Annotated in this window: 11 protein-coding genes; 4 read left to right on the top strand and 7 right to left on the bottom strand. The window is 61.8% G+C overall.

What is annotated here, in order from left to right:
* Positions 1 to 13: 13 nt before the first annotated feature.
* The 7 genes from WH91_RS10395 to WH91_RS10365 form a co-directional block, all read right to left on the bottom strand.
* Positions 14 to 2,026, bottom strand: coding sequence for a beta-N-acetylhexosaminidase (locus tag WH91_RS10395; protein ID WP_046170947.1), 2,013 nt, complete (start codon positions 2,024 to 2,026; stop codon positions 14 to 16).
* Between the two features lie 232 nt (positions 2,027 to 2,258).
* Positions 2,259 to 3,125: a MurR/RpiR family transcriptional regulator gene (locus WH91_RS10390; protein ID WP_052952737.1), complete on the bottom strand. Its 867-nt coding sequence runs from the start codon at positions 3,123 to 3,125 to the stop codon at positions 2,259 to 2,261.
* Between the two features lie 183 nt (positions 3,126 to 3,308).
* Positions 3,309 to 4,385: an ABC transporter ATP-binding protein gene (locus WH91_RS10385; RefSeq protein ID WP_046170946.1), complete on the bottom strand. Its 1,077-nt coding sequence runs from the start codon at positions 4,383 to 4,385 to the stop codon at positions 3,309 to 3,311.
* A 69-nt stretch (positions 4,386 to 4,454) separates the two neighbouring features.
* Positions 4,455 to 5,675, bottom strand: coding sequence for an extracellular solute-binding protein (locus WH91_RS10380; RefSeq protein ID WP_046170945.1), 1,221 nt, complete (start codon positions 5,673 to 5,675; stop codon positions 4,455 to 4,457).
* 91 nt (positions 5,676 to 5,766) lie between these two features.
* The gene (locus tag WH91_RS10375; protein ID WP_046170995.1) at positions 5,767 to 6,609 is read right to left on the bottom strand and encodes a carbohydrate ABC transporter permease; all 843 of its coding nucleotides are present in this window, start codon (positions 6,607 to 6,609) and stop codon (positions 5,767 to 5,769) included.
* Positions 6,610 to 6,695: 86 nt separating this feature from the next.
* Positions 6,696 to 7,583, bottom strand: coding sequence for a carbohydrate ABC transporter permease (locus tag WH91_RS10370; RefSeq protein WP_046170944.1), 888 nt, complete (start codon positions 7,581 to 7,583; stop codon positions 6,696 to 6,698).
* A gap of 10 nt (positions 7,584 to 7,593) precedes the next feature.
* On the bottom strand, positions 7,594 to 8,748 hold the full coding sequence (locus tag WH91_RS10365; protein ID WP_046170943.1) for a Gfo/Idh/MocA family protein: 1,155 nt from the start codon (positions 8,746 to 8,748) through the stop codon (positions 7,594 to 7,596).
* Between the two features lie 360 nt (positions 8,749 to 9,108).
* On the opposite strand from WH91_RS10365, the gene WH91_RS10360 reads away from it, so the two are divergent.
* From WH91_RS10360 to WH91_RS10345, 4 genes are all read left to right on the top strand, one after another.
* Positions 9,109 to 9,585, top strand: a complete 477-nt coding sequence (locus tag WH91_RS10360) for a hypothetical protein (protein ID WP_046170994.1) — start codon at positions 9,109 to 9,111, stop codon at positions 9,583 to 9,585.
* A 424-nt stretch (positions 9,586 to 10,009) separates the two neighbouring features.
* A complete protein-coding gene (locus WH91_RS10355) occupies positions 10,010 to 11,167 on the top strand; it encodes an MFS transporter (RefSeq protein WP_046170942.1) in 1,158 nt (385 codons plus the stop codon).
* On the top strand, positions 11,167 to 12,600 hold the full coding sequence (locus tag WH91_RS10350; RefSeq protein ID WP_046170941.1) for a M81 family metallopeptidase: 1,434 nt from the start codon (positions 11,167 to 11,169) through the stop codon (positions 12,598 to 12,600). The genes WH91_RS10355 and WH91_RS10350 overlap by 1 nt, the downstream gene beginning before the upstream one ends.
* Before the next feature lie 55 nt (positions 12,601 to 12,655).
* The gene (locus WH91_RS10345; RefSeq protein ID WP_046170940.1) at positions 12,656 to 13,435 is read left to right on the top strand and encodes an SDR family oxidoreductase; all 780 of its coding nucleotides are present in this window, start codon (positions 12,656 to 12,658) and stop codon (positions 13,433 to 13,435) included.
* Positions 13,436 to 13,529: the final 94 nt, after the last annotated feature.

The following is a 13,529-nucleotide window of genomic DNA, read 5'->3' as shown; positions in this document are numbered from 1 at the left end:
TCATCGCCTGCTCTTACTCGTCAGACCAATTTCCGTACATGATGGGCATGGTGCCCACGAGCGCCTTGAAGCGGTCGTAGCTCTTGCGTTCCGGGAGCGTCCAGCCGGATTCGGCGATGGCGGAGAGGCGGGGGAATACCAGGCGGTCGAAGATGGCGCGGTCGGTCATGGACTCGCTCCAGATGCAGGCCTGGATGCCGAGAAGGTGTTTCAGGCCATTTTCCGACATGCCTTCGCGGCTCTCGAACTCGTAGGTTTCCTGCGGGCCTGACCAGCCGGCCCAGCCGGCACCGGGCTCGGCCCAGGCGACGCCATTGGCCATGTCGAGATAGTAGCGCTGGCCGGGCGAAACGACGATGTCGTAGCCACGTTCGGCGAGGGCCGCGTTGACCTCGACATTGCGCCAGCCAATGACGAAGCTTTTGTCCTTGTCGACCGCGTCACCGTGGGCCGCTTCTTCCCAGCCGCCGGTGATGGCGCCCTTCGACGAAATGTAGTCGTGGACGCGGCGGATGAAGGCGGCCTGGATGAGCGCGGTGGGTGAGCCTTCGATTTCGTCGGCGCCGTGGTGGTTGCCGAGCACGTTGTACTGGGCTTCCTGCTTGCGGCGCATTTCGGGGCCGCTCAGCTTTTCGATCATGTCGAGCGCCAGCGGCGAGCCTGACCAGGCCGCCAGCGGCACTTCGTCGGCGCCCAGATGGAAAATTCCGGCCGGAAACAACTCGAGCACTTCGTCGACGATGGTTTCGACGAATTTGTAGACCGGCTCATAGGCCGGGTTGAGGCTGTTATTGGGGAAGCCCTGCACCGACTGGTATTCGCCAGTTTCGTTGGGATCGCGCAGCTCGGGCAAGGCCTGCAGCGCGGCGTAGAAATGACCGGGCATGTCGATTTCGGGAATCACGGCGATGGCGAGGCTATCGGCCAGCGCCACGATCTGGCGGATGACGTTTTTGGAATAATAGCCGCCTGTCGGCTGTGGGCCTGAGCCGAGCAGTGGCGGCAAGGCCTTGCCGTGACCGCGCCAGGCACCGATTTCGGTGAGCGCCGGATAGGCGTCGATTTCGACGCGCCATGCCTCATCTTCGCTGAGGTGCCAGTGGAACTTGTTGAGCTTGTTCCAGGCCAGCAGCTTGATCAGGCGGGAGACTTCGGCGCCGGAATAGAACTGGCGCGCTACGTCGAGGTGACAGCCGCGATAGACGAGGCCCGGCTCATCGGTGATGCTGCCACCGGTGGGAAAGACGAAGGTTTGGGGGTATTGCTTTGAGCCGCGCAGGATGTGGCCGAGGGTGACGAGGCCGTAGAACATGCCCTGGCGCGTGGTAGCTTCGACGGTCGCATGGTTTTCGCCAAAATGGAGCTCGTAGGCTTCTGCGCTCAGACCATCCTTGTAGCGGATGGTGACCGGCATGCCGGCTTCCGACGCCGGGCGGACCATACCTTCGACGGGAAACAGGTCGTTCACCAGAGCGGCGAAAGCTGCTGCAGCGCGGCTGGCATCGGTGCCTTCGGGCTGCAGATCAAGGCCGGGAGGTGCGGTGCGGGTGCCAGTGGTGGCGACCGACTTGGGCCAAGGAATGATTGAGACCGGCACTGGTGCCTTGGCGGGGATGGGGAATTTCACCGCGCCCTTGAGCAGTGGGGAATTGTGGCCCTTGCCTTTGGTTGGTGCGGTGGCAAGTGGCACGATGGTCTGGTCGCTGAGCACGACATAGCCGGTGTTGGCGCCGTCGCTCCAGTGGCGCAGGCCGTAGGACAGGCCGCGGGCGATCGAGGTCCAGGTTTCGCCGGGCTGCAGCACGAAACCGTCCGGCGGGGCGATCAGCGTGTGATTGGACAGGCGTTTGAGGAGCACCCCGTTTTCGAGCGTGGCGGTGGGATCGATACGGGCGGGGCCGGAAAAGCCGAGCTGGAAATTGCTGACCGCTTGGTCGCCGTCATTGGTCAGTTCGATGCCGTAGCCGAGCGGTTCGCCGTCGGCGGCGGGGGTCCAGGTGGTAGCGAGGGAGAAGGCGATGGTCATGGCAAGTCCTGTGGGCAAAGAGAGTGGAGATTGCCGCGAGATCGATGCGGCACCTCCCCCTTGCGGGGAGGGTTGGGGAGGGGGCGGTTTGGCCAGTGAGATCGGGGCTCTCACACCCCCACCCAGCCTCTTCGCCTCAAATCGTTCCACCGGAGCGATTTGCCCTTTGGGACGGGTCAGAGCCCTTCAGGGGGAGGTGCTGTTCCGTGTATCGGGAGAGATTTGAGCACCATCAATCCCCCAGCGGTTGGGTGTCGTCGCCGTCGCGGTTGACGACGAGTTGGTGTTTGATGCGGCGCATGGAGGCGACGGCGGAGGGGCCGAGGCGGGTGGCAACGGTTTGGGCCAGGACGTCGACGGTGGCGAGGAAGGCGTAGCGGCCGGGCGTCGGGCGCAGGATATCGGTATTTTCGTGCCAGTTGACCGGCAGCAGGATGTCGGACTGGGCTGAGACCATCGAGGCAGAACGGGTGATGACGATGCGGGTGTGGCCATATTCGCCAGCCACGGTCAGCGTGCGTGCCAGTTGCGAATTGTTGCCCGACATGGAGAAGGCGACGATGACGGTACCGGCAGGGGCAGCAGCGGCGCGCATCATCTGGAGCTGGTGATCATCGGTGGACGCGACCTTGAGGCCAAGGCGGAACAGGCGCGCCTCGACCTCGCCGGCCATCATCGAGGAGGCGCCGCCCGAGCCGAAGGCCAGCACAAAGCTGGATTTGACGATGCTTTCGGCGGCGCGCTCGACGGCTGCAAAATCGAGATGGTCGAAGGTGTCGTAGATGATCGACTGGATGCCGTTGACGACGCCCTGGGCGATTTCGTGGACGCTGGACGGCCCGGCCTGCGGCGCGAAATAGCGCTGGCCGACAAAGCGCGACTGCGCCAGACGGACCTTGAAATCGGCGTAGCTGTCGCAACCGAGACGACGGCAGAAGCGGGTGACGGTGGGGGGCGAGACTTCGGCATGGGCGGCAAGATCGACGATGCTCATCTTGAGCACGCTATCGACATCGGCGAGGACGATTTCGGTCAACGCCCGCTCGGAGCGGGTGAACTCGTTCTTTTCGGTCTGCAACAGGCCGACGATGTCCAGCATGGCGCGCTCCTCGTTGTTTGGATGGATCTGAGCTAACCCCATCCACCGCGCGGCACCTCCCCCTTTGACGGGGGAGGCTGGGTGGGGGTGTGGTTTAACCCGAGTGTTTGGGCCAAACGTCCCCCTCCCTGGCCCTCCCCGCAAGGGGGAGGGTGTCGACTGGAACATCCTATGTATCGGCGCTCAATAAACTGCCAGACCTGCCTGGTCGAAGAGGTGAACCTGATCCAGCGCGAAGCCGATTTCGACGGCGACGGCTTCCTCGACCTTTGGATCGCCCTCGAACAGGCCAATAAAGTTTTCGCCAGCGGGCAGGTTGGCATAGAGCACGGTGTGGATGCCGAGATGCTCGATGATGCGCGGGGTGATGGCGAGGGTGAAATCACCCGCGCCCAGCTTGAGGTGTTCGGGGCGGATGCCGACGGTAACGGACTGGCCGGCGCCGATTTTCGAGCTACGCGGCAGGTCGAGCGTGCCCAAAGTGCCAAGGTCGATGACCAGCGAGGTGCCATTGGACGACGTCACCGTGCCGTTCATGAAGTTCATTCGGGGCGAGCCGATGAAACCGGCGACGAACAGGTTGTCCGGGCGGTGATACAGCTCGAGCGGTGAGCCGACCTGGGAGATCAGGCCGGCATCGAGCACCACGATCTTATCGGCCATGGTCATGGCTTCGACCTGATCATGGGTGACGTAGATCATGGTGGAGCCGAGGCGCTTGTGCAGCTCCATCAACTCGATGCGCATCTCGGAGCGGAGTGCGGCGTCGAGGTTGGACAGCGGCTCGTCGAACAGGAAAATCTTGGGCTGGCGGACGATGGCGCGACCGATGGCGACGCGCTGGCGCTGGCCGCCGGAGAGCTGGCCGGGGCGATGCTGCAGGCGCGGCTCGAGCTGCAAAACCTTGGCAGCGGCCTGGACGCGCTTGTCGAGCTCGGCCTTGGGCAGCTTTTCGACGCGCAGCGGGAAGGCGATGTTTTCATAGACCGTCATATGCGGATAGAGCGCATAGGACTGGAATACCATGGCAATGCCGCGCTCGACGGGCGGCAGGTCGTTGACCACCTTGCCGCTGATGGAAATTTCACCCTCGGTGACGTCTTCGAGGCCGGCGATCATGCGCAGGAGCGTGGACTTGCCGCAGCCGGAGGGGCCGACGAAAACCACGAACTGGCCTTCGGTCACGTCCAGGTCGATACCCTTGATGATCTTGGCCTCGTTGAAGGACTTTTCGAGGCGCTTGAGGCTGAGCTGGGACATGGTCGCGGTTCCGGTCGGCAATGGGGAGAGGGTGCCGCCGCCCCTAAGGGCGACGGCGGGCTTGGTGGCTTACTTGTACTGCTCGAGTTCGCCAGCAGCCTTGGTGAGGGCAGCGGCGGGTTCAGCCGAGCCGGTGACGACCGACTGGACCATTTCGATCATGACATTCTGGAAGCCGATGTAATCGGTGAACAGCGGCTCAGGACCACCGTATTCGATGCCATCGAGGAAGGGCGCCCAGTAGGGCTTTTCAGCGACGAGCGTGGCGACCTGTGCGACAGGACGGAGCGGGGTCAGGCCCTGCGCCATTTCGGCTTCGAACTGACGCTCGGGAGCGGTCAGGAACTTGGCGAATTCGACAGCCTTGTCTTCGACGCCCGAGCCCTTGAACACGGCCAGCGAGTCGGTGATCAGCAGCGTGCCGGGACCCTTTGCATCGGGACCAAGCGGCAGCGGGGCAACGCCCCAGTTGATGCCGGCTTCGTCGAGCAAGCTGACGGCGCCGACGGCTGCCTGGATCATGCCGAGGCCACCATCGAGGAAGATTGCGCGCACTTCGTTCTGCTCATAGGCGGTCGGACCTTCTTCGGCATAGGCCGTGATGTCCTTGAGCGCGGTCAGAGCAGCCAGGTTCTGGGGGCTATCGAGAACGATGTTGTTGTCGGCATCGATGACGAGGCCGTCATTGGTGTAAACCCAATGCAGGAACTGGTGCACGGTGTTGTCGAAGGTCTTGGCGACGACGCCGAAGCCGTCGACATCGGTGTTGTCTTCGATCTGCTTGGCGAAGGCGATTTCTTCGGCCCAGGTGGTCGGGGGAACTTCGGGATCAAGGCCAGCAGCCGTGAACACGTCCTTGTTCCAGTACAGCGCCTTGGTCGAGAATGCGACCGGAACGCCCCACTGGGTGCCGTCGATGGTGACGGTTTCTGGAACGTAGTTGTAGTAGCCGGCCTTCTCCTCGTCGGTCATCGGAATCGGTACGATGAGGTCGTTGAGGGCGAATTGCTTGAGGGTGCGCGAACCGACGTAAGCCAGGGCAACCGGGGTGCCGGCAGCGGCGAGCGTCGTCACCTTGTCCTGGCACTGGCCCCAGCCGACGAGCTCGGGAGCGATCTTGTAGCCCGGATTGGCGGCTTCCCACTCGGCGAAGTAACCGGCATAGCCGGCGGTCAGCTCGTCACCGCAGTTGATGAAGGAAATTTCCTTCACGTCCTGGGCGAACGTCGCGGGAGTCGCAGCGGCCAAGGCCGCCAGCGAGACCGCGAGGAGTCCGATAGTCTTGTTCATTGTAGTCTCCCTTGTTGCACGCCCGAAGGCGCTTTCCCTCGTCAGGTTCCCTCCAGGGCCCCGGACTAGAACTCGTTGGCTCCGCAGAACCTTATTGTTTCACCGCGCCGGCCGTGAGGCCCGCGACCAGGTAGCGCTGCAGGAAGATGATCACGATCATCACCGGCAGGATGCCAACGAAGCTGGCGGCCATCAGCTCGTTCCACACCACTTCCTGCTTGCCGAAGAAGGCGAACAGGCCAACCGGCAGCGGCATGAATTCGGTCTTTGAATTGAAGGTCAGCGCGAAGATGAACTGCTGCGCATAGGCGCCGATGAAGGTCATGATGGCGACCACGACGATGCCCGGCATGGCCAGCGGCAGGATGACCCGGCGCAGGGTGTAGAGCCGGCTGGCGCCATCGACCCAGGCCGCCTCGTCGAGCTCCTTGGGGATGCGCATCATGTAGGTGCGCAGCAGGAAGATCGACGACGGGATCAGGAAGGCGGCGCCGGGCACGATCATGGCCCAATAGGTGTTGAGCAGGCCGAGCGTGCGCATCAGGCGGAACAGCGGAATCAGCAGCACGGCGCCCGAGAACATGTTGACGGCGAGGAAACCGGCCAGCATCAGGCCATTGCCGGGGAACTGAAAGCGGGCAAAGGCGTAGGACGCCGGCACCACGATGATGACGACAATCAGGGTCACGACGCTGGAGATGAAGAAGGAATTGAAGATGTGCATGCCCAGCGCCGGCACCGATTGCCACATGGTGAAATAGGCATCAAACGAGCCATTCACCGGCAGGAAGCTGTAGGGCGTCGAGAACAGCAGGCCGAGCGGCTTCAGCGAAACGAGAAAGCCTTCGATGAAGGGCGCCAGCACGAAGAACAGGAACAGCGCCATGCCGGCATAGATGCCGACCAGCTCATACCAGCTGTAGCGATCGATCATTGCCTTGGTGGAACGAGCTCGCTTGCGTGGCTTGACGATAGCTGGGCTATCGGCAGCAGCAACTTCGGTGGTGCGGGCGACATCGCTCATTTGATTTCTCCCTGCGAGAGTTTGCGGACGGCGCGGAAGTAGACGATGCAGAACAACGACACGAAGATGCAGATCACCACGGCGCGAGCGGCGCCCTCGCCATATTTGCGGCTGCCCATGGCGGTCTTGTAGGTATCGATAATCATCGTGGTGGTCTGGTTGGACGGACCGCCCTGGGTCAGGATCCAGATGATATCGAAGGAATTGAAGGTGGCGATGAGCGACAGCAGGCTCATGGTCAGCATTGCCGGGACCATCAGCGGCAGGGTGATGCGGCGGAAGCGGTACAGGCGCCCTGCCCCGTCGGTCCAAGCGGCCTCGTAGAGATCCTTGGGAATGGATTGCATGGCGGCCAGCAGGTAGATGGTGACCATCGGCACGCCGATCCACACGTCGGTGACGATGGTGGCCCAGAAAGCTGAATTGCCCTGCGCGAGGAATGGCCATGGCCCGTCGATCAGGCCGAAATTCTGCAGCAGGCCGGAAATCATGCCAAACTGGCCGTTATACATCCAGCCCCACATGAAGATGCCGATGGCCATGGGAACAATCCATGGCGGCATGGTGAGAATGCGGAACACGGTCTGGCCGGGAATTGCGGAATTGAGCAGCGTCGCGCCCATCGTCCCGATGACCATCTTGGCGGCCACCGAGAAGAAGGTCCATACGAAGGTGCGGATGATCACATCGATGAAATTACCAGCGCCGAAAATCTTCTGGTAATTGGCCCAGCCAACGAAATCATAGGTCGGACGCAGCGCCGCATTGGTGAAGGACAGAATGATGGTGTCGACCAGCGGATAGGCGACGATGGCGAGAATGTAGAGCAAAGCCGGGGCCAGCAGGGCCAGGGCGAATATTACGGCGCTACGGCTGCTGGTCATGACGTATCCCTCAGTTCGCTCGGCCGAGGGCAGCGTCGAATTGCTGCCAGATCGGGGTCATGTCGATGACGGAGCGGGTGCGCATCGCCTGATCCATGGTGAGTGCCAGCAAGCCGGCTTCGAGCGCATCGGTAACCGATACCGGCAGCGGCACGCCTTCGACCATGTGCTTGAGGATATCCTCGGCCATCTGCTCGTCGGCACCATAATGGGCGCTGAGTTCGCTGTTCTTATAGGTGGTATCGATGAGGCGATCGGACGTGCGGCTATCGGTGACGCGCAGGAAATTGCGGATAAAGTCGCCCTCGGCCATGCCCTTGGCACCCATCACCGCAAAGCGGCGGAAATCGTCGGGCACGTTAAGATTGGTGTGGAAGCTGAGCGCGGCGCCGTTTTCATAACTTACCATGGCGGTCTGGAAATCGATGATGTCGCCATCGCTGTCGAACACCTTGTCGGTGCCCTCCCAGCCGGTGGGCTTGCGATGATAGACTTCCATGTCGTTGATGCCGACAGTGGCGGGCGCATTGGCCGGAATGAAGGTGCGGCGACCGCCGAAGCTTGAGACATATTGCGGCCGGCAGCCCATGACGCCGTTATAGAGATCAAGGTCATGGCAGCATTTCTCGAGCATGAAGCTGCCCGAGTAGCGCTCGTATCGGCGCCAGTCGCGCATGAAGAAAGCGCCGTGATAGGGCGGAATGTGCTCGGAAGCCTCGATCGAGGTGACGTCCCCGAGCAGGCCCTCGGCCTGGGCTTTGCGCAGATCGACATAGAGCGGTGCGTAGCGCAGCACGAGGCCGACCATCAGGTTGTCCGAACCGTATTCAGCGATCAGCGCGGCTAACTCCATGGTCTCTTCGACCGTGGTGACCACCGGCTTCTCGGTAAATATCTTCATGCCGCGCTCGAGGCCAATGCGAATATGGCCGAGGTGCAGGTGATTGGGGGAGCCGATCATCAGCAGATCGAGCTTTTCGCTGTCGAGCATGGCTTCGAGGCTATCGAAGGACTTGCCCATGTCGACGCCATGTTCGGTGGCGTAAGGCAGACCGGCGGGAGCAGGATCGACATAGCCGGCAATCGAAAAATCGGAACGGGCGGCGGAGAAAACCCGCGCCAGATAACCGAGACGATAGCCGAGGCCGATAATGCCTATTCGCATGCTTTGCCTAACCTGTGCTGGCTGCCAACCTCTTCGGACTGGTCAGGTATTTTGTAAACTATTTTCAAGACTAGGGTCGTTCCGAAACTGATGTCAACACGAATCCGTCACGTATTCAATACCAATTTAAGCCACCCCGGGACTTTGCTCAACAAGGCAGCATTTTGCTGAATTTCTGGGCGTTTTTGTTGCATTCCAAGGCAGCGTGGATGTGGACAACCTTCAGCAAAACAGGCAGCATGTTCAGATTGGTATTCATCTGGGCTCCCACGGGATGTTTCATAGAGATGACATCCCTGAAAATTTGAAACACGAATGCTGCAGGCGCAGTGCCTGACCCTGCACGATTGCGAGAGCCTCATGACCAGCACCAATCCATTCCCCAACGATCCTGACCGCAGCGCCATCTGGACCATGCTGGTGAAGCGCGACATCGCCGCCTTCGTCGCGGCGGATTGGGCACAAGTGGATGGCGACTTCGTCAAGGAGGGGTTCCTCGGCATCAACGGCAAAAAATCGGGTAATCCCGATGAATGGCGCATCAGCTTTCCGACACTGGAAGCCTATCGCGACGACTGGATCCGCCAGGCGCGGGAAAGCCAGAAACTGGAATATGCCGAGGACGTGCTGGAAGGCATCCACCGGGCGACGAAGCTGACCGACATCGAGATCACCGGCGACATCGCCATCGCGCGCAAGAAATTCGACGGCGAGATCGCGCTGAAGGATGGCAGCAAGGACGTGCTGAACTGGCAAACGTTATACTTCTGCCGCAAGGTGGACGGGGTGTGGAAGCTGACGGGGTTCGTTGGGTATTTGCCGCGGGTGATGGGGTAAGGCACAACGGTAGGATAGCTTCCACTTACCTCTTCTCCCTCGGGCCTGACCCGAGGGCCATTCTCGGCACGGCACAAACGACGAATGATCCTCGGGTCAAGCCCGAGGAAAAACCGTGGTGGTGAGCCAGGTGCGAAAGCAGCGATAATGCGGCCAAACCACCCCCACCCTTGATCCCTCCCCTGAATGGGGAGGGAGACGATGAACACGGACGGAAGAGCCAGCGCCTCCCTCCCCTGAATGAGGAGGGATTGAGGGTGGGGTGATGAGAGCCACGATATTGGAGCCAAACCTCCCCCTTCCTGACCCTCCCCGCAGGGGGGAGGGTGTCGACTGGATAATCCAGCCCGCAAAGGGAGATGGATGGCAACTGAAAGCATTGAGATCGAACACTGTGTCCTTCCTCTCCCCCCAACGCCTGACAATGTTGATCTTCTTTTTGCAGCCCATCGCGTTTGGGGCTTGGTTGCCGCGTATTCCTGAGGTGCAGCAGGCGCTGGGGTTGGGGCCGGCGGGCTTGGCTGTGGCACTGCTTGGACTGCCATGCGGGACGCTGCTGACGCTGCCGTTTGCCGGGCCGTTGGTGGGGCGAATTGGATCGCGGATGGCGATCCTGTCGGGGTTTGTGCTGTATTCACTGGCGGTGAGCCTGCCGGCGTTTGCTGCCGACCCGATGATGCTGTTTGTGGCGCTGATGCTGGTGGGCTCGTCGCTTTCGTTTGTTGAGCTGGGCCTTAACGTGCAGGCGGATGCGGTCGAGAAGGGCACGGGGTCGATGATCATGACCACGTCGCATGGCTTCTGGTCGGTTGGTATCATGGTGGGTAGCCTGATCGGTTCGGCGCTGGCAGGGCTTGGGCTGGCCGCGCATTGGGCCATTCCGCTGGTCGCGGTGGTGGTGCTGCCGCTAGCGCTGGTGGTCGCCAATGTATTGCCGGTTTATGCGGTGGAGGCACCAAAGGCCGAGGGTCAGCGTTCCGTTTGGGCGCTTCCGAGCTGGGCGTTGCTGGGGATTTGTTTTTTCGTATTCGGCATCACCATGACCGAGGGCGCCATGGCCGATTGGTCGGCGATTTTCCTGCGCGATGCGCTGGGGGCCGAGGGCGGCATGGTGGGCCTGGGGTATTCTGTATTTGCCGCGATGGTGGCGGCTGGACGGTTTGGTGGCGACACGCTGAAGAAGCGGTTTGGGGCGGTCAACACGGCGCGGATTTGCGGCACGCTGGCGCTCGTCGGCGCGGCATTGTTGTATGTGTCGCCCAATGAAGTCATGGCGCTGGTAGGCTTCGGCATTATCGGCCTTGGCGTTTCGGTGGGGTTTCCGCTGGCGGTGACCGCCGCGGCCAGCCTGGGTGATCGTGCGGCTTCGGCCAATGTGGCTATTCTCAGCTTTGTTGCCCTGCTTGGCTTCCTCGTCGGGCCGCCGATGATTGGCTTTGTGGCCGAACACTTCGACATGCGGGTGGGCATTGCGTGCCTCGTGCCGGTGCTGCTGGTGAGCCTGCTATTGGCCGGGCGACTGGCCGTGAAAAAGACCCCTGCTCTCAATAGTCCTGAAGCCGACATTCCCGGAGTTATTTAATGCGTATTGCTGTTGCGGGCCTGCATACCGAATGCAGCACTTATAATCCGGTGCTGGCGCGCGAGGCGGATTTCCGGGTGGTGCGCGGGCCGTCGATGCTGAAGGATGCGTATTTCGATTTTTTGACGCATTTCCCGGCGGAATTCATCACCGTGCTGCATGCCCGGGCCATTGCTGGCGGGCCGGTCGAGGCAGGGATTTATGCGCGCTGGAAGGCTGAAATTCTCGATGGCATCAAGGCGGCACTGCCGCTGGATGGCGTTTATCTGGCGATGCATGGCGCGATGTTCGTCGAGGGACTGTTCGACGCCGAGGGCGACTTCATTGCGGCTGTGCGCGAGGTGGCCGGGCCGGAGGTGCTGATCGCGGCCAGCTATGATCTGCATGGCAATGTGAGCCAGAAGATCGTCGATGCGCTGGACATGTTTTCAACCTATCGGACGGCGCCGCATATCGATGTGCAGGACACCATGCGGCGGGCGGTGACGATGCTGGTGCGGGCACTGACGACTGGCGAGCGGCCGATGGTGGCCTGGGCGCCGGTGCCGGTGTTGCTGCCGGGCGAACGGACCTCGACGCAGGATGAGCCGGCGCGCACTTTCTATACTCAGCTTCAGGCGGTGGAGGACCCGAGCGGTATCTGGGATGCGTCGTTCCAGGTTGGCTATGTCTGGGCCGACGAGCCACGCTCTACCGCCTGCGCCGTGGTGACCGGCACCGACAAGGCGGCGATGGCCGAGGCGGCGCGGCACCTGGCGCAGAACTATTGGGACATTCGCGAGGGCTTTGTGTTTGGCACCAAGGTCGGTTCGATAGAGGAGTGCGTCGAGTGGGCGGTGACGGCGGACACGGGACCGGTGGTGCTGGCGGAATCGGGGGACAATCCAACTGGCGGCGGCGTCGGCGATCGGGCGGAAGTGCTGGCGGAACTGATAACGCAGAATGCGAAGGGCGTGGTGCTTGCCGGCATCGCCGACGCGGTTGCCACGGACGCGGCCTATGCAGCCGGCGTCGGCGCGACGCTGCCGCTCAGCATCGGGGCGAACCTTGATCCATCGAGCGCCAAGGTGATGACCAATGCCGAGGTGGTGTTTTTGCTCGAAACCGACGAGGCACGGCTGCGCGAGGCGGTGGTGCGGATCGGCGGGATCGAGCTGGTGCTGACGGCGCGGCGGCGGCCGTTTCACAATATCGTGGATTTCACCAAGCTGGGGCTCGATCCGCGGACGGCGAAAATCGTGGTGGTCAAATCGGGCTATTTGTCGCCGGATCTGGGGCCAATTGCCAATCCGAGCCTGATGGCGTTGTCACCCGGCGTGGTGGATCAGTTCGTCGAGCGGCTAGAGCGCAAGCACAAGTCGGTGGCGCAATATCCGTTCGACAAGGAGTTTACGTTCACTCCAGACGTGAAGTGGTCGGTCCGGACTAGGTAGCCAACCAAATCGCTCTCCGATGCGTTGCGACTTCAAGCAAGCATCGGAGACGATCATGGAATTTGATGGCAAGGTAGCGTTGGTGACCGGCGCCGGATCGGGGATCGGCAAGGCAGCGGCACTGCGGCTGGGGGCAGGTGGTGCGAGCGTCGTGGTGATCAGCCGGACGCTGGAAGAGGTCGAAAAGACCCGCGACGAGATCATCAAGGCGGGTGGCAAGGCGCTGGCGGTGGACGCCGATATCTCCGACGAAGCGGAGATGCGCAAGGTAATCGAGGCGACCATCAAGGCCTACAAGCGGCTCGATATCGTGGTGGCCAATGCCGGGATCAACGGGATGTGGGCGCCAATCGACGACCTGACGCCGGACGAGTGGGACCAGACCATGACAGTCAACCTGCGTGGCACCTACATGACGCTGCACCTGGCCGTGCCGCATTTGAAGAAGCAGGGTGGCTCGGTGATCATCGTCAGCTCGATCAACGGCAACCGGACGTTCACCTCGGCAGGCGCCACGGCCTATTCAGCCACCAAGGCGGCACAGGTGGCGCTGGCACAACAATTGGCGCTGGAACTGGGCAAGCACAAGATCCGGGTCAATGCGGTGTGTCCGGGGGCGATCGACACCGAGATCGACGACAACACAGACAAGCGGAATACCAAGGATGTGGAGATCCCGGTGAAATGGCCGGAGGGGGATATTCCGATCACTGGTGGCGAGCCGGGCAGCAGCGAGGCTGTGGCGGATGTGATCGCATTTTTGGCCAGTGATGCGGCGCGGCATGTAACGGGCGTGCCGGTATATGTGGATGGCGGGCAGTCGTTGTTGCGGTAGGCTTAAACTAAGCGGGTACCCCACCCAGCCTCCCCCTGATGAGGGCAGTATTTACATGGTGCGCAAACTTACCCCCACCCGACCCCTTCGGGGC

Origin of the sequence: Devosia psychrophila (genome assembly GCF_000971275.1) — a bacterium.
Lineage (GTDB): Bacteria > Pseudomonadota > Alphaproteobacteria > Rhizobiales > Devosiaceae > Devosia > Devosia psychrophila.
Note: the sequence above shows the minus strand (reverse complement) of the source record. Positions and strands in the feature narration are given on the sequence as shown.

What these genes read in the sequence shown, in the direction of transcription:
- WH91_RS10395 (WP_046170947.1), bottom strand. Translation starts at nt 2,026, where the DNA reads ATGACCATCGCCTTCTCCCTCGCTACCACCTGGACCCCCGCCGCCGAC.
- WH91_RS10390 (WP_052952737.1), bottom strand. Translation starts at nt 3,125, where the DNA reads ATGCTGGACATCGTCGGCCTGTTGCAGACCGAAAAGAACGAGTTCACC.
- WH91_RS10385 (WP_046170946.1), bottom strand. Translation starts at nt 4,385, where the DNA reads ATGTCCCAGCTCAGCCTCAAGCGCCTCGAAAAGTCCTTCAACGAGGCC.
- WH91_RS10380 (WP_046170945.1), bottom strand. Translation starts at nt 5,675, where the DNA reads ATGAACAAGACTATCGGACTCCTCGCGGTCTCGCTGGCGGCCTTGGCC.
- WH91_RS10375 (WP_046170995.1), bottom strand. Translation starts at nt 6,609, where the DNA reads ATGATCGATCGCTACAGCTGGTATGAGCTGGTCGGCATCTATGCCGGC.
- WH91_RS10370 (WP_046170944.1), bottom strand. Translation starts at nt 7,583, where the DNA reads ATGACCAGCAGCCGTAGCGCCGTAATATTCGCCCTGGCCCTGCTGGCC.
- WH91_RS10365 (WP_046170943.1), bottom strand. Translation starts at nt 8,748, where the DNA reads ATGCGAATAGGCATTATCGGCCTCGGCTATCGTCTCGGTTATCTGGCG.
- WH91_RS10360 (WP_046170994.1), top strand. Translation starts at nt 9,109, where the DNA reads ATGACCAGCACCAATCCATTCCCCAACGATCCTGACCGCAGCGCCATC.
- WH91_RS10355 (WP_046170942.1), top strand. Translation starts at nt 10,010, where the DNA reads ATGTTGATCTTCTTTTTGCAGCCCATCGCGTTTGGGGCTTGGTTGCCG.
- WH91_RS10350 (WP_046170941.1), top strand. Translation starts at nt 11,167, where the DNA reads ATGCGTATTGCTGTTGCGGGCCTGCATACCGAATGCAGCACTTATAAT.
- WH91_RS10345 (WP_046170940.1), top strand. Translation starts at nt 12,656, where the DNA reads ATGGAATTTGATGGCAAGGTAGCGTTGGTGACCGGCGCCGGATCGGGG.